Origin of the sequence: Achromobacter sp. HNDS-1 (assembly GCF_040084795.1) — a bacterium.
Lineage (GTDB): Bacteria > Pseudomonadota > Gammaproteobacteria > Burkholderiales > Burkholderiaceae_B > Achromobacter > Achromobacter ruhlandii.
Map to the genome: position 1 here is coordinate 2,299,603 of NZ_CP157584.1, position 20,556 is coordinate 2,320,158.

Below are 20,556 nucleotides of genomic sequence, written 5' to 3' on the forward strand. Positions count from 1 at the left end.
AGCCCCGCTAAGCGGGCGCTACTTGATCTGCATGCTGTTTTTCACGCTCGTCACGCCGCCGACGCCCCTGGCCATTTCGACCGCGCGGTTAGCGTCGGCCTGCGAGGTCACGAATCCGCTGAGCTGAACCACCCCTTTGAAGGCCTCGACATTGATCTCCGCCACCTTGAGGCCGGGTTCATTGAGAATCGCGGCCTTGACCTTGGTCGTGATGACGCTGTCGTCCACATATTCGCCCGTTCCCGCCGTCTTGGAGGTCGAAGCGCCCCCCGCCACTGGAAAGCGCGATGAACACCGCGCATGCATATTTTTTGAATGATTTCATGAGTGATAGATCCTTCCCTACTACGTGAACCTGGCCCGGTCGGGTCAGGATTCTTCCCTGCGATGACCCTGTCACGCTATGGGAAGCCCAGACTCAAGTCCGTTCGCTGGCGTGCATAGCGCCAGAGGCCTTGGCATCCAGGTATTTCTGCATCAGCGCGCGCGTGGAACTGTCCAGCCCTTGCGCGCCCCCCTCCCCGGCCCCGAGCGCTTGCGCGATATGAGCGGCCAGCGTCTTGCCCAGCTCCACGCCCCATTGATCGAAGGAATCGATGTCCCAGATCACACCCTGGGTGAACGCGCTGTGCTCATAGATCGCGACGAGCGCGCCCAATGTCCGGGGCGTCAGCTTTGCGGCCAGCAGCGTGTTGCTGGGGCGATTCCCCTGCACCTCCCGGTGCCCTTCTGGCTCCTGCGTATCGCCAGGCCCGCCCCCCTCGTCCCGGAGGCGTCCGAACGCCAGCGCCTGGGCCTGGGCGTACATGTTCGCCAGCAGTTCTTCATGGCCGCCCGCCGATGATGGCAGCGGCGACAGAAATCCGATGAAGTCGCAGGGCACGATCTGCGTGCCCTGGTGCAGCAACTGATGGAACGAATGCTGGCCATTGGTTCCGCAGCCCCCCCAGTAAACCGGGCTGGTTTGGGTGGCGACCGGGGCCCCGTCCTGGGCCACAGACTTGCCGTTGCTTTCCATCATCAATTGCTGCACATATGAGGGGAACCGTCGCAAATAGTGGTCATAAGGCAGAATCGCAACGGATCGCGACTCAAGAAAGTTGTTGTTCCATATCGCCATCAAACCGAGCAGAACGGGAAGATTCTGTTCCATCGGCGCAGACAGGAAATGCACGTCCATATCATGGAAGCCCGCTAACATCTCGCGGAAAGCGGCGGGCCCGATGGCGGTCAGCAGGGCCAGGCCCATGGCGGAACACAACGAATAGCGGCCGTTGACCCACTCCCAGACGTCGAAAACATGCTCCGGCGCGAAGCCGGCCTTGATGGCGGCGTCGCGATTGCCCGTAACAGCCACGAAATGCGCCCGCAGCGCGCCTTCGTCCTGGATGTCTTCCAGGCACCAGGCGCGCGCAGCGGCCGCGTTTCGCAAGGTTTCGGGCGTGTGGAAGGTTTTTGAGCAGACGATGAACAACGTTTCGCGTGGGTCCAGGTCGCGCGTGGCCTGAAAGAAGTCCGCCCCGTCCACGTTGGACACGAAGCGGAATTGCATGTCTGGCCGTGCATAGTGCTGCAACGCCGCCCAAGCCATGCCCGCACCGATCGCAGAGCCGCCTATTCCCAGGTTCACGACATTCCTGATCTTTTTCCCGGTTCCGCCAAGCCAGGATCCGCTGCGCACCTTGCCGGCGAAGTGTTCCATGCGGCGCAGCACCCGCTGGACGTCGGGCACGACGTCCCTGCCCTCCACTCGGACGCTGGAACCGGCAGGCATGCGCAGTGCGACATGCAGAGCCGCACGCCCTTCGCTGACGTTGACCGGATCGCCATTGAACATGGCGTCAATCCGCGCCGGCAGACGGCACGCGCGGGCCAGGCGCAGCAACAGCTCGACAGTCCTCGGGGTGATCCGGTTCTTGGAATAGTCCAGATACCAGCCCGGAGCCTCCACGCTGAAGCGCGGCCCCCTATCCGGGTCAAGCTGGAACAGATCGCGCAGATGCTGCGGCCGCACCTCTTCCACGTGCCCGGCCAGCGTTTGCCAAGCTGGGGGCAGCGACACGTTGCGCAAACCACCCGTTGCTTGTCTGTCCATTGCTATCATCTCCATGCCGCCCGACGAGAACTTCCCGAATTCCGGGCCTTTGGCCGGTTATGCCACAGGCGATGAAGGGCGTCCGTGCGGTAGCGTACAGAGCCTGCGGCCATGCTCGGTCAATCTATGGTCATGAAACCCATTGATTGGCCCTCGCTCGAAGCCGCGCCCGAGTGGATAGACCTGTTTACCCGAAGCAAGGCCACGCTGCACTCCGCCGAAAGCGAGCCGCCGTTGCGCGCGGAGTTGTTCAGCGCCCTGCAGATGGAGCAGCACGGCCAGGCCTTGGCGCACGCGCATCTGGTGGGCACATCGCGCCCGCCGGACACTTTGCTGCCGCGGTTGACTGAAAGCCAGACGTTGCTGGCCCAGGCCTGCGCGCTGCTGATGGAGTCCATGCGGCAGAACCGCCAGATCACGCCGGCCGACGAATGGCTGCTGGACAATTTCTACCTGATCGAAGAGCAGATCCGGCTGGCCAAGCGGCACTTGCCCAAAGGCTACAGCCGCAGTCTGCCAAAACTGGACACGGGCCCCTCCAAGGGGCTGCCGCGGGTTTACGACATTGCGCTGGAGATGATTTCCCATAGCGACGCGCGGATCGATGCCGCGGGGATCCAGGCATTCGTGGCCGCCTATCAATTGGTTGCGCCGCTGCAACTGGGGGAATTGTGGGCGGTTCCCATCATGATGCGCCTGGCCCTGATCGAGAACCTGCGCCGCGTCGCCATCCGCCTGGCGTACGCGAACATGAACCGCGGGCTGGCGGACACCTGGGCCGACACCATGCGCAAATCGGCCGAGGAGGATCCCACCGGCCTGATCCTTGTCATCGCCAACATGGCGCGGTCGAATCCCCCCATAGACGGTTCGTTCGTCGCGGAACTGGCCAGGCGGCTCCAAGGGCACGGCCCGGCGCTGGCGCTGCCCCTGACGTGGTTCGAACAGCGGCTTGCCCAGTCCAACCTGACCATTGAACAAATGGTCGTTGCCGAGAACCAGCAGCAGGCCGCCGACCAGGTGTCGATCAGCAACAGCATCGGCAGCCTGCGCACTTTGTCGACGACGAACTGGAATGATTTCGTGGAAGCCGTCAGCATCGTGGACCGGACCCTGTGCCAGGATCCCGCCGGCGTCTACCGCGGCATGGACTTTCCCACCCGAGACCACTACCGCCATCGGGTAGAACGGATGGCGCGCAATTCCGACCATGCCGAAACCGAAATCGCCGCCATGGCGATCAACCTGGCCGCTGCGGCGGCGGCCGACCCGGACCCTGGCGCCGATCCGCGGCGCGGGCACGTGGGCTTCTACCTGATCGACCAGGGCCAGGACGAGCTGGCGAAACAGGCCAAGGCCAAATCCAGCTTGGCGGAAAGGTTGGCCCGCATTTCCCCCCGCGCCGCGCTACGCCTGTATGCGGGCGCCATCATCCTGCTGACGGGCGCGGTCAGCGCGCTGCTGCTGGCGATGGCCCATGGAGCGGGAGCCGGCCTCTGGGCCATGGCGGGTTTCGCCTTGCTGTCCGTTCTGGCCGCCAGCCATCTCGCCGTGGCGACCGTCAACTGGTCCTTGACATGGCTGGTGCGCCCCCAGCGCCTGCCGCGCATGGATTACGCCAAGCGCATCCCCGACGATGCCCGCTGCCTGGTCGCCGTCCCAACGATGCTGATCGACCTGGATGACGCGGACACGCTCGCCGAAGCGCTGGAGATCCGCTTCTTGGCGAATCCCGGGGACAACCTAAGCTTCTGCCTGCTGACGGATTTCGCGGACGCCGCGTCGGAGCATCTGCCGTCCGACGCCCTGCTGCTGGAGCGCGCCAAGGCGCAGGTCCAGGCCCTGAACAAGAAGTATCGGAGGCTGGGACGCAGCCCGTTCTACCTTTGCCACCGCCCCCGCCGCTGGAACGAACAGGAACGCGTCTGGATGGCCTACGAAAGAAAAAGAGGAAAGCTGGCCGATCTGAACGGCCTGCTCCGCGGCCAGGGCACGGACGCGTTTTCCTGCGTGGTGGGCGACTTGGCGGCGCTCGCCGGCATCAGGTACGTCATCACGCTGGACACCGACACCGACTTGCCTCGGGAAACCGCCTGGAAGCTGGTCGGCGCGATGGCCCATCCGCTCAATCAGGCGCAGTTCGACCCGGCGACGCGCCGGGTAACCCGCGGCTACGGCATCCTGCAGCCCAGGGTGGCGGTGAGCCTGACCGACCTGACGGCGTCGCCGTATGCACGCCTCAATGGCGGCGATCCGGGCATCGATCCCTATACCAACACGGTCTCGGACGTTTACCAGGACATCTTCAAGGAGGGGTCCTTCATCGGCAAGGGTATCTACGACGTGGACGCCTTCGAAGCGGCATTGAAGGAGTGCTTCCCGGACAACCGGGTCCTGAGCCACGACCTGCTGGAAGGTTGCTACGCCCGCTCGGGCCTGCTAAGCGACGTCCAGCTATTCGAAGGGCAGCCCGCCCGCTACGCCGCGGACGTCAGCCGCCGGCACCGTTGGATACGGGGAGACTGGCAGTTGCTGGGCTGGCTGTTCGGCCGCGCGCCGGCGGCCCCGGGCGCGGAACGCGGACCGCCCCTGCCTGCGCTGGCGCGCGCGAAGATCCTGGACAATCTACGCCGCAGCCTGGTCCCGGCCAGTCTTGTGCTTTTGCTGGCGCTGGGCTGGATGCTGTTGCCGGCCCCGTACCTGTGGACGGTCGCCTGCGTGCTTATCCTGTTCCTGCCCGCCCTGTTCGCCTCCGCCTTGAGCGGGGTGAGGAAAGAAGAAGACGTCGTGCTGTCGCGGCATCTGGTCGGCTGGATGGCGCCCACGCTGCGGCAGTTCACGCAGGCGGCGTTTTCCTTGACCAGTCTGGCTCACGAAGCCTTGTACAGCCTGGACGCGGTCATCAGGACGCTGTACCGGCTGACGATCTCGCGCCGGCGGCTGCTGGAATGGAAGCCGTCAAGCATCACCAACCGGGACGGCGGGACGCGTTCCGGGCCGTTCCTGCTTTCCGTCCGGGGCTCGCCCGTGCTCGCCGCCGCCATCGGCACAGGCGTGATGCTGCTGAACCCATCGGCCTGGGTGGCCGCCTTGCCGGTTCTGGCACTTTGGGTGGCGATGCCTGCCATCGCCTGGCGCTTGAGCCGCCCGCCGGTGCTTGCCCGGATCGACTTGTCCCTCGACCAGAACCAGTTCCTGAGAGTGCTGGCGCGCAAGACCTGGTCATTCTTCGACGGCCACGGCGGCGCGGAAGACAACTGGCTAATACCCGACAACATCCAGGACCAGCCATCCCCGGCCATCGCCCACCGCACCTCGCCCACCAACCTGGGGCTGGCGCTGCTGGCCAACCTGGCCGCCTACGACTTCGGGTACCTGCAGGCGGGCCGCCTGCTGGAAAAGACGCAGGCGTCGCTGGGCACCATGGCGACGCTGGAGCGCTATCTGGGTCACTTCTACAACTGGTACGACACCGTCACGCTGAAGCCGCTGGCCCCGCTCTACATTTCGACCGTGGACAGCGGCAACCTTGCCGGCCACCTGCTCACGTTGCGCCCCGGCCTGCTGGAACTGGCGCAGGCGTCCATCCTGCATCCTCGGACATTCGAGGGTTGCGCCGACGCATTCGCGGTCTTGCGGGAAAGCGTCCCGGCCGACGATTCGCCCGAACTGGAGGCGCTGGCCGACGCACTGGCGTCCGCCACCCTGGCAGACCCCGCGAACTTGGGGCAAGTCAGGCAGCATCTCGACCGGCTATGCCGGCTGGCCGCCGACCTGACCGCACGCTACGCGGCGCCGGACTTCGCGCAGGCGCTGTGGCACGGCGAGGCATTGCTGCGCCAATGCGAGGCCGCGCGCGACGAGCTGGCTCTGCTGGCGCCCTGGCGAGGCTCGCCCCCAGGCGTCGCATGGCGGGACATGCCCGAATTGAACGCCATGCCGACCCTGCAGCAGGTCGCGGGCCAGGCCACGGGATTGCTGCCCGCCTTGCGCGAGCGGCTGTCGCTGCCGGAGGCATCCTCCGACGAGCGGGCCTGGCTGCTGGAGACCGAGCTTGCCGTGGTCGTGGCGGGCGAGCGGGCCCGCGAACGCCTAGCCTTGATTGCCCTGCTGGCCGACACGCTGGCCGAGATGGCGGTGGCCAATTACGGGTTCCTGTACGACAAGGGCAGCCGCCTGCTGGCCATCGGCTACAACTTGACCGAGCGCAGGCGCGACGAGGGCCTGTACGACCTGCTGGCCTCCGAGGCCCGCCTTTGCAGCTTCGTGGCTATCGCGCAAGGCCAGCTCCCGCAGGAAACGTGGTTTGCCCTGGGCAGGCAGCTCAGCGGCGCCGCGGGCGGCACGGTGCTGCTGTCGTGGAGCGGCTCGATGTTCGAATACCTGATGCCGCGGCTCGTCATGCCGTCCTACGCGCATACTCTGCTGGAGCAGACCTGCAAGTCGGCCGTGCGCGCCCAGATCGAGTATGGCGACAAGCTCGGCATTCCCTGGGGCATGTCCGAAAGCGCGTACAACCTGTTCGACATCGGCATGAATTACCAGTACCGGGCGTTCGGCGTGCCGGGCCTCGGTCTGAAGCGGGGGCTGGCCGATGACGTGGTGGTGGCTCCGTACGCGTCCATTCTGGCGCTGATGGTGTCGCCCGACGAGGCGTGCAGGAACCTGCAGCGCCTGGCCAAGGAGAACCTGCTGGGCCGCTACGGATTCTACGAGGCCATCGACTACACGCCGCGCCGCCTGCCGCCGGGCAAGACCGGCGCCATCATTTATGCCTACATGGCGCATCACCAGGGAATGGGGTTCCTATCGATCGCAAGCGTACTGCTGGGACGCACGATGCAGGCGCGCTTTGAAGCCGATCCGTCCTTCCAGGCCACCCTGCTCCTGCTGCAGGAGCGGATCCCGCGCGCCGCGGCGGCCTACACCAAGGCCGTGGAACTGTCGGTCATCCGCAGCACCGCGTCGGGACAGCCAGAGGCGTCGGTGCGCGTGTTGGATACCGCTGACAGCGCCATTCCCGAGGTGCAGCTCCTGTCCAACGGACGCTATCACGTCATGGTCACCAACAGCGGCGCGGGCTCGAGCCGTTGGAGAGACCTGGCCGTGACCCGCTGGCGCGAAGACGGTACCTGCGACAACTGGGGCACGTTCTGCTACCTGAAGGACAAGGACAGCGGCGCCATCTGGTCCACGTCGCACCAGCCTACCCTGACGCGGCCGGACCACTACGAAGTCATCTTCTCCGAGGGACGGGCCGAATTCCGCCGCACCGACTATCAGATCGACACGCACACCGAAATCGTCGTGTCGCCGGAAGACGATATCGAGCTGCGGCGCTGCCACCTGACGAACCGGAGCCTCGAACGGCGGACCATAGAAATCACCTGCTATGCCGAGGTCGTCATCGCGCCGCCCATGGCGGATGAACTGCATCCGGCGTTCAGCAATCTCTTTGTGCAGACCGAGATCGTTCCGTCCGAACGCGCCATCCTGTGCTCGCGCCGGGGCCGCAGCCCAGCGGACAATCCGCCGTGGATGTTCCAGCTTCTGGCGATCCATGGCGGCAATCCCGGCACGACGTCCTATGAAACCGACCGGTCTATCTTCCTGGGCCGAGGCCGCTCGGCAGCTGATCCCCAGGCGCTGGAGGGCGACGCGCCGTTGACGAACAGCCAGGGTTCGGTGCTGGACCCGGTCTCCGCGATTCGCTGCGAGATCACCCTGGAGGCGGAGGAATCCGCGGTCATCGATCTGGTGCAGGGCGTCGGTGACAGCCGCAGCGCCTGCATGAACCTGATCAGCAAATACCGGGATCGCCACCTGGCCGACCGGGCCCTGGAACTGGCGTGGACGCACGCGCAGGTAATCGTGCGCCAATTGAACGCCACCGAGGCGGACGCCCAGCTCTATGCGCGGCTTGCCAACGCCATCGTCTACCAGAACCCGGCCATGCGCGCGGAGGCGGCGACGCTGCTGAAGAATCGCCGCGGACAATCGGGTCTGTGGGGATACGCCATCTCGGGCGACCTGCCCATCGTGCTGCTCCGGATCAAGGATCCGGCAAACTTCGAGCTGGTTCGCCAACTGGTCCAGGCGCATGCCTACTGGCGGCAGAAGGGCGTGGCGGTGGATCTGGTGATCTGGAACGAGGACACGGGCAGCTACCGCCAGGCGCTTCAGGACCGCATGATGGGCCTGATCTCCGCGGGCGTGGAGGCGCACATCATCGACCGCCCGGGCGGTATCTTCGTGCGACCCGGCGACCAGATATCGGAAGAGGACCGCACGCTGCTGCTGGCGGTTTCGCGCATATCGCTCAGCGACGCGCTGGGTACGCTGGCGAACCAGGTGAACCGCCTGGGCCTGCCGGAGATCCGCACTCCGCCCCTGGTGATCTCGACGCCGCCCCTGCCGCCTGCCGCGCAAGCGGCCGCCGCGCAGGAGCCGTCCGCGCTACTGCATCACAACGGGCTGGGCGGTTTCACGCCCGACGGAGAGGAATACGTGATCACCACAAGCCGGCGCCAGCGCACGCCGGCGCCCTGGGTGAACGTCATCGCCAATGCCGGCTTCGGCACGGTCGTGTCCGAGAGCGGACAGGCCTATAGCTGGAGTGACAACGCCCACGAGTATCGGCTCACTCCCTGGCACAACGACGCGGTTAGCGACGCCTGCGGCGAAGCCTTCTACCTGCGCGACGAGATCAGCGGCCACTGCTGGTCCCCCGCGCCCTATCCGGCGGGCGGCGAGTCCGCCTACGTCACGCGCCACGGCTTTGGCTACACCGTGTTCGAACACTTGGAGAACGGCATCGAATCCGAACTGTGCGTCCATGTCGCCCAGGATGCGCCGGTGAAGTTCTACGCGTTGACGCTGCGCAACCGGTCGGGGCGGCGCCGTCGCCTGTCGGCAACCGGCTACGTGGAATGGGTGCTAGGCGACCTGCGCGCCAAGACCTCCATGCACATCACGACCGAGATCGATCCCGACACCGGCGCACTGCTGGCACGCAACAGCTTCAATACGGATTTTTCCAGGCACATCGCGTGGTTCGACGCCAGCAGCGCAAGCCGGACCATGACCGGCGACCGCAAGGAGTTCATCGGCAGAAACGGCACCCTGCGCCACCCGCAAGCGTTGCGCCGCAGCCGGCTTTCGGGCAGGACGGGCGCGGGACTTGATCCCTGCGCGGCCATCCAAGTCCCCGCCACGCTGGAGGACGGTCAGGACGTGCGAATCCTGTTCCACCTCGGCGCGTCGGCGCAGGGAATCGAACAAGTCAGGCAACTGGTGCGCCAATACAGCGAGCAGGGCGCGGCCGGCAGCGAACTCCAGGCGGTCAGGCAGTATTGGCGAGACACGCTGGGTGTCGTGCGCATCGACACCCCGGACGCGGCCGTGAATACGCTGGCCAATGGCTGGCTGCTCTACCAGACGTTGGCCTGCCGGCTGTGGGCACGCAGCGGCCACTACCAGTCGGGTGGTGCCTACGGCTTTCGCGATCAACTGCAGGACGTCATGGCGCTGGTGCTCGCCCGCCCCGCCCTGGCACGCGAGCACCTGCTGCGCTGCGCGGCCCAGCAGTTCGTGCAGGGGGACGTGCAGCATTGGTGGCACCCGCCCACGAACCGCGGCGTGCGTACGCGCTGCTCGGACGACTACCTGTGGCTGCCGTTCGCCACCTGCCACTATGTGAAGGTGACGGGGGACACAGGCGTGCTGGCGGAAGAAGCGGGCTTCATTGAGGGCCGCCTGCTTAACCCCGGCGAGTCTTCCAACTACGACCACCCCATTGCGTCCAGGGAGTCCGCAAGCCTGTACGCGCACTGCGCCCTTGCCTTGTCGCATGCCTTGAGCGCCCGCGGCGCGCATGGCTTGCCGCTGATCGGCTCCTGCGACTGGAACGACGGCATGGACAAAGTCGGCGAAGCCGGACGCGGCGAAAGCGTCTGGCTCGGCTTCTTCCTTTACGACACGCTGACGCGGTTCGCGCCAGTGGCCCGTGCGCAGGAAGACCTGGCGTTTGCCGCGCACTGCGCATCGGAAGCCGCCCGGCTGCGCCTGTGTCTTGAAGCGTCCGGCTGGGACGGCGGGTGGTACAGGCGAGCCTATTTCGATGACGGCAGCCCCTTGGGGACTGCCGAGAATCCGGAATGCCAGATCGACGCCATCTCGCAAAGCTGGGCCGTGCTGTCGGGCGCCGCCCTGGAAGACCGCGCCCGCCTGGCCATGCAGGCCGTGGACGACCGGCTGATCGACAACGAGCGCGGACTGATACGGCTGCTGGATCCGCCTTTTGATTCCTCCGCCCTGAATCCCGGCTACATCCGAGGCTATGTGCCTGGCGTGCGCGAGAACGGCGGCCAGTACACCCACGCCGCCATCTGGACCGCCATGGCATTCTGCGGCCTTGGCGACGATGCGCGCATCGGTGACCTGCTGACGATGCTAAACCCCATCAGCCATTCCGACTCCCCAGCAAAAGCCGCCGTCTACAAGGTGGAGCCCTATGTCATGGCCGCGGATATTTACACCACGCCCGGGCAGCGAGGCCGTGGCGGCTGGACCTGGTACACCGGCTCATCGGGCCTGATGTACCGCCTGGTCCTGGAATCGGTGCTGGGGATGCGCCGGCGCGGCGCATCCATGAGCTTTCACCCCTGCCTGCCCGCAGACTGGAACACCTTCAAGCTGCACTACCGGCACGGGGCTACGATGTACTCCGTGACCGCCCTGCGCGGACAGTCCGAGAATGGCGCGGGGTACGTGACGCTTGATGGCGTGCTGCAGAAATCGGGTGAAATCCCCTTGCTGGACGATGGAAGGGATCGCGAGGTCATGATCGTGTTACAGGCGTGATCTCTGCGCCGTTGGACCGTAGCGATGGTGCCTAGAAAACAGTGAAAGGTGGGACAACAAGGGACCTTCCTGAAGATGCCCGCCAACGATTACTAAACACCGAAATGGCTCAGGCGTCCTTCGACAAGGCCGTGCTGAAAGAACATATAGCCAAGCTGACGGGCGAGGCTAAGTCAAGGAAGGAACACCATGAAACATGACCTTAGCGATTCGGATATCGAACGTTGGCTTAACGAAGGCGGCGTTCACTTTCCCATAACGACGGAAGTATTGGACCCAGGCGTGCTGGATGAAGCGGAAAGACGAGTAATTGCTTGCTTGGGAGCCGCCGTTATTAGCACCTGGAGCCTTTTCCCCACGGAGACGAGGCGAACGATCCTGCAAGCCGCAATCAAATCATCGACGTATGACGCAACGATGTTGAAACAGAACGTGGCAGGCTTTCTGCGAGGCCGGCAAGGACCGCTCCGGTGAATGGCACTTAGCGGTCAGGCACTTGGGGAGGTCCGCTCCATTTCCGGCATTTCGCGCGCGCGCAACGACGGGCCGCTTAGGGCTCCAATCCCGCCACCGGCAACGCGAACAGCACGATCGCCGGATTCGCCACGACAAACCCCGTGCAAGCCAGGAAGATCACAGGCGACAGGGCGCACGCCATGTCCGCGCTACCGTGCGAGTCTTGCATACCCACCTGCTTCGCACCGACACGTCAAATCGTTATCCACGCCGAAAGAGGCGACGACACGCGTATCGTTTGATCAGGCGCCAACGTGGGTGAATCAAATCTCAAGTTCAATGAACTTCGACAGTGGCACATAAAAAGGGACGCACCACCTCACCTTAGGACGCCTCGTCCCGTCAGATGTAACAGCCCCTCCTCCCCCCTTGAACCCCACCACATCATCCCTATAATTAGCACTCGACTCCGGTGAGTGCTAACAATCCTCCCGGGCCCAACCGATCATTCACTTTCTTCTCTAGTAACAGGAGTTCCTCATGGCCTTGCGTCCCCTGGGCGATCGCGTGATCGTCAAACGCCTCGAAAACGAGCGCAAGACTGCGTCGGGCATCGTCATCCCCGACAGCGCCGCTGAAAAGCCCGACCAGGGTGAAGTCGTGGCCGTCGGCCCCGGCAAGAAGACCGAAGACGGCAAGATCCTGCCGGTCGACCTGAAGGCTGGCGACAAGGTTCTGTTCGGCAAGTACGCCGGCCAGTCGGTCAAGGTTGACGGCGAAGAGCTGCTCGTCATCCGCGAGGACGAAATCCTCGCCGTGGTCCAGTAAACCCTGCCTCAAAACGAATTTTCGAAGGAAGCTAACAAATGGCTGCCAAGCAAGTACTGTTCGGTGACGACGCCCGCGTGCGCATCGTCCGTGGCGTGAATGTCCTCGCCAACGCCGTCAAGACCACCCTGGGCCCCAAGGGTCGCAACGTCGTGCTGGAGCGCTCGTTCGGCGCCCCGACCGTGACCAAGGACGGCGTCTCCGTCGCCAAGGAAATCGAACTGAAGGACAAGTTCGAGAACATCGGCGCCCAGCTGGTCAAGGACGTCGCCTCCAAGACCTCCGACAACGCCGGTGACGGCACCACCACCGCCACCGTGCTGGCCCAGGCCATCGTTCAGGAAGGCCTGAAGTACGTTGCCGCCGGTTTCAACCCGATCGACCTGAAGCGCGGCATCGACAAGGCTGTCGCCGCCGCCGTCGCCGAACTGAAGAAGCAATCCAAGCCGGTCACGACCAGCAAGGAAATCGCCCAGGTCGGCTCGATCTCGGCCAACAGCGACTCCTCGATCGGCCAGATCATCGCTGACGCGATGGACAAGGTCGGCAAGGAAGGCGTCATCACCGTCGAAGACGGCAAGTCGCTGGAAAACGAGCTGGACGTCGTCGAAGGCATGCAATTCGACCGCGGCTACCTGTCGCCCTACTTCATCAACAGCCCGGAAAAGCAAGTCGCCGCGCTGGAAGACCCGTTCGTCCTGATCTTCGACAAGAAGATCAGCAACATCCGTGACCTGCTGCCGGTGCTGGAACAAGTCGCCAAGTCGAGCCGTCCGCTGCTGATCATCGCCGAAGACGTCGAGGGCGAAGCCCTGGCGACCCTGGTGGTCAACAACATCCGTGGCATCCTGAAGACCACCGCCGTCAAGGCGCCTGGCTTCGGCGACCGCCGCAAGGCCATGCTGGAAGACATCGCCATCCTGACGGGCGGCACGGTGATCTCCGAAGAAACCGGCATGTCGCTGGAAAAGGCCACCCTGGCTGAGCTGGGTCAAGCCAAGCGCATCGAAGTGGGCAAGGAAAACACCACGATCATCGACGGCGCTGGCGACAGCAAGTCGATCGAAGCGCGCGTCAAGCAGATCCGCATCCAGATCGAAGAAGCCACGTCCGACTACGACCGTGAAAAGCTGCAGGAACGCGTGGCCAAGCTGGCCGGCGGCGTTGCCGTGATTCGCGTTGGCGCTGCCACCGAAGTCGAAATGAAGGAAAAGAAGGCTCGCGTCGAAGACGCCCTGCACGCCACGCGCGCTGCGGTGGAAGAAGGCGTTGTGGCCGGCGGCGGCGTGGCCCTGCTGCGCGCCAAGCAAGCCATCACCGACCTGAAGGGCGACACGCCTGACCAGAACGCCGGCATCAAGCTGATCCTGCGCGCTGTCGAAGAGCCGCTGCGCACCATCGTCACCAACGCCGGCGAAGAAGCCAGCGTGGTGGTCAACACCGTGCTGCAAGGCAAGGGCAACTACGGCTACAACGCCGCGACCGGCGAGTACACCGACCTGGTCGAGCAAGGCGTGCTGGATCCCACCAAGGTGACCCGCACCGCCCTGCAAAACGCCGCCTCCGTCGCCAGCCTGCTGCTGACCGCCGAAGCCGCCGTTGTGGAACTGGCCGAAGACAAGCCCGCTGCCCCGGCCATGCCCGGCGGCATGGGCGGCATGGGCGGCATGGACTTCTAAGTCCCGCCTCCCTTGCATGGCCTCCCCGGCTTCGGCCGGGGAATGCAGTACCCCGAAAGACCCCCGGACCTTCGCCCCGGGGGTTTTTCTTTTGTGGGCCCTACAATGAAGGTTCCCCCAGCCAGAGCCCAGACCCATGCGCCTTCCCCAAAGCCTGCGTGCCCTGCGTCCGTCCGAGATCGGCGGCCTGTTGATGGATTCCGCCAACCAATGGTCCACCCACCGCGCCTCCAGCAAGGGCGCGGCGCTGGCGCTGTACATGGTGTTCTCGCTGGCGCCGATGCTGATCCTGGTGATCGCGGTGGCCGGCGCCTTCTTCGGCGAGGACGCGGTGCGGTCCGAGCTGTTCGCGTCGCTGCGCGACCTGACCGGCGAGCGCGGCGCCGAAGTGATCCAGACGGTGCTGGCCAGCGCCCATGAATCCGGCGGCGGCTGGATCGCGGCGCTGATTTCAATCTTCGTGCTGATCTTCAGCGCCACCACGGCCTTCGCCGAGCTCAAGGCCAGCCTGGACGAGTTGTGGGAAGTGTCCGGCAACCAGAAGGGCGGCATCCAGGGCATGGTGCGCAGCCGGATGCTGTCGTTCGGCCTGGTGCTGGTGCTGGCGCTGTTCCTGTTGGTCTCGCTGACCGTGAACGCGGCCCTGGGCGCCGCGCGCAAGTACTACGGCGACCTGTGGACCGCCTCGGCCTTCGCCACGGCGGCCGACTGGGCGTCGAGCCTGTTTTCGTTTTCGGTGGTGGTGGCGCTGTTCGCGGTGATCTTCAAACTGTTGCCGAGCGCGCGGATCTCCTGGCGCGACGTGATTCCCGGCGCCATCGTCACGGCGGCGCTGTTCCTGGTGGGCAAGTGGGGGATCGGCGTATACCTGAGCCGGGGCGCGGCGGTGTCGGCCTACGGCGCGGCCGGCTCGCTGATCGCGCTGCTGCTGTGGATCTATTACTCGGCGCAGATCTTCTTCTTCGGCGCAGTGTTCACGCGGCAGTTCGCGCTGCGGTTCGGGCGCGAGGCTCGGCCCAAGACGCCCGCGGCCTCCAAGGCTTCGGATGCGGATCCAGCGTCCGCCGTGCCGACATCGTCGGCGTCCGTGCCGGCATCGGCGCCGCCGGCATCACCGCCGTCGGACACGCCCTGAACCAGGCGCCGCGTCCGTCACTCGCTGCGCTGGGCGCGAGCCTTTCCCGCTCCTTTTCCTTCACGGCGCCTCGGGCGATTCCAGCCCCGTCATCAGGCGCAGGCAGCGCAGGAACACGGGCCGCAGTTCCTCAGGGATCGGCGCCAGCACCTGCGCCTCCACCTGCGCATCACGCGGCAGCACCCGCGCCAGCAGCGCCATGCCCTCGTCCGTGATCTCCAGCGCATAGGCGCGGCCGTCCTCGGCAGAGCGCGTGCGCCGCACGTACCCCTTGGCGCTCATGCGGGCGATCATTTCGGCGAAGGAATTGCGGTCTAGCGCGATCAGCTCGGCGACCCGGTTCTGGGTCGCGCCCGGATTCTGGTAGACCGTGATCAGCAGGGCCTTCTGGCGCGGCGTCAGGTCCTCGTCGGGAAACGCCTGCGCGAACAGCGCCTCGGCCCGGAAATGGGCGCGGCGCAGCAGGTGCGAGGCCACGTGGGTCAGGTCGAATTCGCGCAAGGCGCGGGGCGGGGCCGGACGTGAGGTCGAACGGGAAACGGTCATCGGGCGTTCCATGGAGAGGGCCTGGCGATTGTAGGCCGGGGCAGGCGTTGCCCCGCGGGTCCCGCGTGGCGGCCAGCCCGCGCCGCGGCAGGCCCCTGCCCACCCACGCCGGCCCTCCTGGGGCAAAACCCTGCATTGACTTCGCGCCGGGCGCTGCCTAATATCCTCATAATAGTACGTATACGTACATTATCGCCAGTCTCCCTCTCGGCCCTTCCCGGAATCCCGATCATGACGATCCGCCAGCTGCGCAACTACATCGACGGCCGCTTCGAAGACGGCGCGTCCACCTTCGACAAACACAGCCCGGTGGATGGCGCGCTGATCGCCCTGGCGCACGAAGCCAGCCGCGAGCAGGTCGATCGCGCCGTCGCCGCCGCCCACCGCGCACTGCCCGCCTGGGCCGCGCTGCCGGTGGCGCAGCGCACCGACCACCTGCTGGCGCTGGCCGACGGCATCAGCCGCCGCTTCGACGATTTCCTGCAGGCCGAGATCGGCGACACCGGCAAGCCGGTCTCCTGGGCCAGCCAGATCGACATTCCGCGCGGCGCCGCCAATTTCCGAACCTTCGCCGAGCTGGCGCGCACGCTGGACATGGAAAGCTACATGACCGACACGCCCGACGGCCGCCAGGCGCTGAACTACGCCTACCGCAAGCCGCTGGGCGTGGTCGGCGTGATCTCGCCGTGGAACCTGCCGCTGCTGCTGCTGACCTGGAAGGTGGCGCCGGCGCTGGCGTTCGGCAACACCGTCATCATGAAGCCGTCGGAGGTCACGCCCTCCACCGCCACGCTGCTGGCCGAGGTCGCGCGCGATACGGGGCTTCCGCCCGGCGTGCTGAACCTGACGCATGGCTTCGGGCCGGGCTCGGCGGGCGAGTTCATCACCACGCATCCGGACATCGACGGCATCACCTTCACCGGCGAATCGGCCACCGGCGCGGCCATCATGCGCGCCGTGGCGCCGGGCGTGAAGCCGGTGTCGTTCGAGCTGGGCGGCAAGAACGCGGCGCTGGTGTTCGCCGACGCCGACTTCGAGGCGGCGGTCGACGGCACCGCGCGCTCGGTGTTCGCCAACTGCGGCCAGGTCTGCCTGTGCACCGAACGCGTGTACGTGCAGCGCCCGATCTACGAACGCTTCGTCGCCGCGCTGGCCGAGCGCGCGCGGGCGCTGCGCATCGGCTGGCCCAACGACGCGGACACCGGCATGGGGCCGCTGGTGTCGCGCGAACACCGGGAAAAGGTGCTGTCGTATTTCGCCCTGGCGCGCGAGGAAGGCGCGACGGTCGTCACCGGCGGCGGCATCCCGGTGTTCGGCGATGCGCGCGACGCCGGCGCCTACGTGCAGCCGACCGTCTGGACCGGCCTGCCCGAGAGCGCGCGCTGCATCAAGGAAGAAGTGTTCGGCCCGGTCTGCCACGTGGCGCCGTTCGACACCGAGGAAGAGGCCATCCGCCTGGCCAACGACACCCGCTACGGCCTGGCCGCCGCCGTCTGGACACGGGACCTGACCCGCGGCCACCGCGTCGCGCAGGCCATGAAGGTGGGGCTGGCCTGGGTCAACTGCTGGTTCCTGCGCGACCTGCGCACGCCGTTCGGCGGCAGCGGCCTGTCCGGCATCGGCCGCGAGGGCGGCCGCCATTCGCTGCATTTCTATACCGAGCCCACTAACGTCTGCATCAAGCTGTGAGCCACAGCGCCTTCAAGGACTCCGCCATGACCTCATCTTCCACCCGCGCCACCGTCGTCGCCGGCAAGGCCACGCCGCGCGGCAAGTATCCCCACATCAAGCGCGCCGGCGACTTCCTGTTCGTCTCCGGCACCAGCTCGCGCCTGCCCGACAACCGCATCGCCGGCGCCGAGGTTGACGCCATGGGCACCACCACGCTCGACATCCGCGCGCAGACGCGCGCGGTGATCGAGAACATCCGCGACATCCTGGCCAGCGCCGGCGCGGGCCTGGCGGACGTGGTCGAGATCAGTACTTTCCTGGTCAACATGAACGACTTCGGTGGCTACAATCAGGTCTACGGCGAGTTCTTCGACGCCGATGGACCGGCACGCACCACCGTGGCGGTGCATCAGTTGCCGCACCCGCAATTGCTGATTGAGATCAAGGCGGTGGCCTACAAGCCGCAGGCGCGCTGAGCGGCGCGCGCGGCCATGGCGTCCGACCGCCTTGCGGCTTTGCCTTCGAAACAGGATCGCCGCCCCGCCGGGACGGCCGCGCGCATGTCGAACTTCCGCATCACGCCCAACGCGCTCAGCCACAAACTCAAGCTGCACCAGCTGCAGATCTTCGAGCGCGTGCTGGCGCGCCGCTCGCTGTCGCGCGCCGCCAGCGACATGCACCTGACCCAGCCCACCGTCACCAAGGCCATCCACGACCTGGAGGCCTTCTTCGGCGCGACGCTGTTCGAGCGCTCCAACCGTGGCGTCACGCCGACCGAGCTGGCGCTGGTGCTGGGCCGCCGCGTGCACGCCATGATGGCCGAGATCCGCTATATGGCCGACGACATCGACGCGGTGCTGGGCGGCGCCAGCGGCCACGTGGTGGTGGGCACGCTGATCGCGGCCTCGGCCAAGCTGCTGCCCGAGGCCATCGCGCGGCTGATGACGGAGCACCCCGGCATCCAGGTCACCGTGCGCGAGGGCCCATCGGCGCAGTTGCTGCCGGCGCTGGCCACCGGCGACGTCGACATCGTGGTGGGCCGCCTGCCGGGCGCCGACATGGCGTCGATCTCGGGCGTCGCCGTCGACCACCACAAGCTCTACCGCGAGGATCTGTGCCTGGTGGCCGGCGCGCGCCATCCGCTGGCGGGCGCGGCGCGCGTGACGCTGGCCGAGCTGGCCGACCACATCTGGATCCTGCCCGCGCCCACCTCGCCGCTGCGCGCCTCGATCGAGCGCAGCTTCTTCGATGCCGGCGTGCGGCTGCCCACGCGCCACGTCGAATCGCTGTCGCTGCTGACCAATATCGGCATCCTGATGCACAGCGACGCGCTGGCGCTGATGCCGTATGACGCCGCGGCCCAGTTCCTGGCCATGGGCGTGCTGACGCGCCTGCCCACCGATGCCTTCGGCGCGTTCGGCGACGTGGGCTATTCGATCCGCGCCGACCGGCCGTTGACGCCGGCCTGCCTGCGGCTGGTCGAGTACCTGAAGCAGATCGCGGCGCAGCGCCCCGCCAGCGCCTGAGCGCCGGCCACCGCATCCGGGATATCCCGTTCAGGGAAACCCCGCGATAGATACCCCGCATATCCAACCGCGCAATTTCTATTGTGCCGCGGCCCCTTCCCCCGCCTAGACTTGCCTTCAGCGAAGTCCGCAAGCGCCTCCCGGAGACCGTCATGCCCGCCTATGGCCCGCCCCTGAATTTCCAGCGTTGGATCCAGGACCATGCCCACCTGCTGCAACCGCCGGTGGGCAACCAGCAGATCTGGCAGGACGCCGATTTCATCGTCACCGTGGTCGGCGGCCCCAACCTGCGCACCGACTACCACGACGATCCGCTGGAAGAGTTCTTCTACCAGGTGCGCGGCAACGCCTGGCTGTCGCTGTGGATCGACGGCAAGCCCGAGCGCGTCGACCTGAAGGAAGGCGACATCTTCCTGTTGCCGCCGCATGTGCGCCATTCGCCGCAACGCCCCGAGACCGGCAGCGCCTGTCTGGTGATCGAGCGCCAGCGGCCGCAGGGACTGCTGGACGGCTTCGAATGGTATTGCCCGCATTGCGGCCACCTGGTGCACCGCGTCGAGGTGCAGCTCAAAAGCATCGTGACCGACCTGCCGCCGCTGTTCCAGGCCTTCTATGCCAGCGAGGAAAAGCGCACCTGCCCCGGCTGCGGCGCGATCCACCCCGGCAAGGCGCAGGCCCCCGCCGCGCAGCCGTCGCCCGCCTGACGCCCCCAACCTGTCATCCCCCCCCCCTTTATGACCCTGAAAATCGATATGCACGCGCACTTCTTCCCGCCCATCACGCGGCAGGAAGCGGCGGCGCTGGACCCGGTGGACGCGCCCTGGCTGCGGCGCGACGGCGACGGCTCGACCGGCCAGATCATGGCCGGCGACCGCCCCTTCCGCCCGGTCGACGCCACGTTGTGGGACCCGGCCCTGCGCATTGCACAGATGGACCGCCACGGCGTCGACCTGCAGATCCTGTGCGCCACGCCGGTGATGTTCGGCTACGCCTATCCCGCGCAGGCCGCGGCCGACTGGGCCGCGCGCATGAACGACCTGGCGCTGGAGCACTGCGCCTTCGCGCCAGGCCGCCTCAAGGCGCTGGCGCAGGTGCCGCTGCAGGACCTGGACCTGGCCTGCCGCGAGGCCTCGCGCGCCCGCGCCGCCGGCCACCTGGGCGTGCAGATCGGCAACCACGTCGGCCCGCGCGACCTGGACGACGACACGCTGGTGCAGTTCCTGGTGCATTGCGCCAACGAAGGCATCCCGGTGCTGGTGCACCCCTGGGACATGATGACCGACGGCCGCATGAAGCGCTGGATGCTGCCGTGGCTGGTCGCCATGCCCGCCGAAACCCAGCTGGGCATCCTGTCGCTGATCCTGTCCGGCGCGTTCGAGCGCATTCCGCGCAGCCTGAAGCTGTGCTTCGCCCACGGCGGCGGCAGCTTCGCCTTCCTGCTGGGGCGCGTGGACAACGCCTGGCGCCACCGCGACATCGTGCGCCAGGACTGTCCGCAGCCGCCCTCGTCGTACACCGACCGCTTCTACGTCGACAGCGCCGTGTTCGATCCGCGCTCGCTGCGGCTGTTGATCGACGTGATGGGCGAGGACCGCGTGCTGCTCGGTTCCGACTATCCGTATCCGCTGGGCGAGCAGGAGGTCGGCCGGCTGGTGTCGAATTCCGACCTGCTGCCCGCGGTGCGGCACAAGATCCTGTCGGCCAATACGCAGACGTTCTTCGGGCTGGATCGCTGAGCCGCCCGCCAACCATGACCGT

At 66.4% G+C, this 20,556-nt stretch carries 12 protein-coding genes and 1 pseudogene; 9 read left to right on the plus strand and 4 right to left on the minus strand.

What is annotated here, in order from left to right:
• Positions 1–18: 18 nt before the first annotated feature.
• Together ABFG95_RS10670 and pgi are read right to left on the minus strand one after the other, a co-directional pair.
• Positions 19–325 (minus strand): annotated as a pseudogene (locus ABFG95_RS10670) (BON domain-containing protein).
• A gap of 93 nt (positions 326–418) precedes the next feature.
• Entirely contained in the window at positions 419–2,095 is a 1,677-nt protein-coding gene (gene pgi / locus ABFG95_RS10675; protein WP_278990613.1) for a glucose-6-phosphate isomerase, read from the minus strand.
• 132 nt (positions 2,096–2,227) lie between these two features.
• Here pgi and ABFG95_RS10680 point away from each other — a divergent pair, with 132 nt between their 5' ends.
• Complete coding sequence (locus ABFG95_RS10680) at positions 2,228–10,957, plus strand: glucoamylase family protein (protein ID WP_278990612.1); 8,730 nt, start codon at positions 2,228–2,230, stop codon at positions 10,955–10,957.
• 550 nt (positions 10,958–11,507) lie between these two features.
• Here ABFG95_RS10680 and ABFG95_RS10685 read toward each other — a convergent pair.
• The gene (locus ABFG95_RS10685) at positions 11,508–11,642 is read right to left on the minus strand and encodes a hypothetical protein (RefSeq protein ID WP_278990611.1); all 135 of its coding nucleotides are present in this window, start codon (positions 11,640–11,642) and stop codon (positions 11,508–11,510) included.
• A 311-nt stretch (positions 11,643–11,953) separates the two neighbouring features.
• On the opposite strand from ABFG95_RS10685, the gene groES reads away from it, so the two are divergent.
• The 3 genes from groES (at position 11,954) to ABFG95_RS10700 (ending at position 15,055) form a co-directional block, all read left to right on the plus strand.
• On the plus strand, positions 11,954–12,241 hold the full coding sequence (gene groES / locus ABFG95_RS10690; protein WP_006221616.1) for a co-chaperone GroES: 288 nt from the start codon (positions 11,954–11,956) through the stop codon (positions 12,239–12,241).
• Positions 12,242–12,279: 38 nt separating this feature from the next.
• Positions 12,280–13,920: a chaperonin GroEL gene (groL, locus tag ABFG95_RS10695; protein ID WP_006385976.1), complete on the plus strand. Its 1,641-nt coding sequence runs from the start codon at positions 12,280–12,282 to the stop codon at positions 13,918–13,920.
• 136 nt (positions 13,921–14,056) lie between these two features.
• Positions 14,057–15,055: a YihY/virulence factor BrkB family protein gene (locus tag ABFG95_RS10700; RefSeq protein WP_049076086.1), complete on the plus strand. Its 999-nt coding sequence runs from the start codon at positions 14,057–14,059 to the stop codon at positions 15,053–15,055.
• 60 nt (positions 15,056–15,115) lie between these two features.
• Here the strand turns inward: ABFG95_RS10700 and ABFG95_RS10705 are convergent, their stop codons facing one another.
• Positions 15,116–15,601, minus strand: coding sequence for a MarR family transcriptional regulator (locus tag ABFG95_RS10705; protein WP_232732838.1), 486 nt, complete (start codon positions 15,599–15,601; stop codon positions 15,116–15,118).
• 231 nt (positions 15,602–15,832) lie between these two features.
• On the opposite strand from ABFG95_RS10705, the gene ABFG95_RS10710 reads away from it, so the two are divergent.
• From ABFG95_RS10710 to ABFG95_RS10730, 5 genes are all read left to right on the plus strand, one after another.
• Positions 15,833–17,290 carry a 2-hydroxymuconic semialdehyde dehydrogenase gene (locus tag ABFG95_RS10710; RefSeq protein ID WP_348995842.1) on the plus strand — a complete coding sequence of 486 codons (1,458 nt, stop codon included), beginning with the start codon at positions 15,833–15,835 and terminating at the stop codon, positions 17,288–17,290.
• A gap of 26 nt (positions 17,291–17,316) precedes the next feature.
• A complete protein-coding gene (locus ABFG95_RS10715) occupies positions 17,317–17,748 on the plus strand; it encodes a RidA family protein (protein WP_059273102.1) in 432 nt (143 codons plus the stop codon).
• Between the two features lie 84 nt (positions 17,749–17,832).
• A complete protein-coding gene (locus ABFG95_RS10720; protein WP_054415108.1) occupies positions 17,833–18,798 on the plus strand; it encodes a LysR substrate-binding domain-containing protein in 966 nt (321 codons plus the stop codon).
• A gap of 152 nt (positions 18,799–18,950) precedes the next feature.
• Positions 18,951–19,502: a 3-hydroxyanthranilate 3,4-dioxygenase gene (locus tag ABFG95_RS10725; protein WP_054428910.1), complete on the plus strand. Its 552-nt coding sequence runs from the start codon at positions 18,951–18,953 to the stop codon at positions 19,500–19,502.
• A gap of 30 nt (positions 19,503–19,532) precedes the next feature.
• Positions 19,533–20,534 (plus strand): amidohydrolase family protein, encoded by a 1,002-nt coding sequence (locus ABFG95_RS10730; RefSeq protein ID WP_348995843.1) that lies wholly within the window; start codon positions 19,533–19,535, stop codon positions 20,532–20,534.
• Positions 20,535–20,556: the final 22 nt, after the last annotated feature.

Bases quoted from the DNA above. Each gene is read 5' to 3' on its own strand.
- pgi (WP_278990613.1), bottom strand. From the start codon at position 2,095: ATGGACAGACAAGCAACGGGTGGTTTGCGCAACGTGTCGCTGCCCCCA.
- ABFG95_RS10680 (WP_278990612.1), top strand. From the start codon at position 2,228: ATGAAACCCATTGATTGGCCCTCGCTCGAAGCCGCGCCCGAGTGGATA.
- ABFG95_RS10685 (WP_278990611.1), bottom strand. From the start codon at position 11,642: ATGCAAGACTCGCACGGTAGCGCGGACATGGCGTGCGCCCTGTCGCCT.
- groES (WP_006221616.1), top strand. From the start codon at position 11,954: ATGGCCTTGCGTCCCCTGGGCGATCGCGTGATCGTCAAACGCCTCGAA.
- groL (WP_006385976.1), top strand. From the start codon at position 12,280: ATGGCTGCCAAGCAAGTACTGTTCGGTGACGACGCCCGCGTGCGCATC.
- ABFG95_RS10700 (WP_049076086.1), top strand. From the start codon at position 14,057: ATGCGCCTTCCCCAAAGCCTGCGTGCCCTGCGTCCGTCCGAGATCGGC.
- ABFG95_RS10705 (WP_232732838.1), bottom strand. From the start codon at position 15,601: ATGACCGTTTCCCGTTCGACCTCACGTCCGGCCCCGCCCCGCGCCTTG.
- ABFG95_RS10710 (WP_348995842.1), top strand. From the start codon at position 15,833: ATGACGATCCGCCAGCTGCGCAACTACATCGACGGCCGCTTCGAAGAC.
- ABFG95_RS10715 (WP_059273102.1), top strand. From the start codon at position 17,317: ATGACCTCATCTTCCACCCGCGCCACCGTCGTCGCCGGCAAGGCCACG.
- ABFG95_RS10720 (WP_054415108.1), top strand. From the start codon at position 17,833: ATGTCGAACTTCCGCATCACGCCCAACGCGCTCAGCCACAAACTCAAG.
- ABFG95_RS10725 (WP_054428910.1), top strand. From the start codon at position 18,951: ATGCCCGCCTATGGCCCGCCCCTGAATTTCCAGCGTTGGATCCAGGAC.
- ABFG95_RS10730 (WP_348995843.1), top strand. From the start codon at position 19,533: ATGACCCTGAAAATCGATATGCACGCGCACTTCTTCCCGCCCATCACG.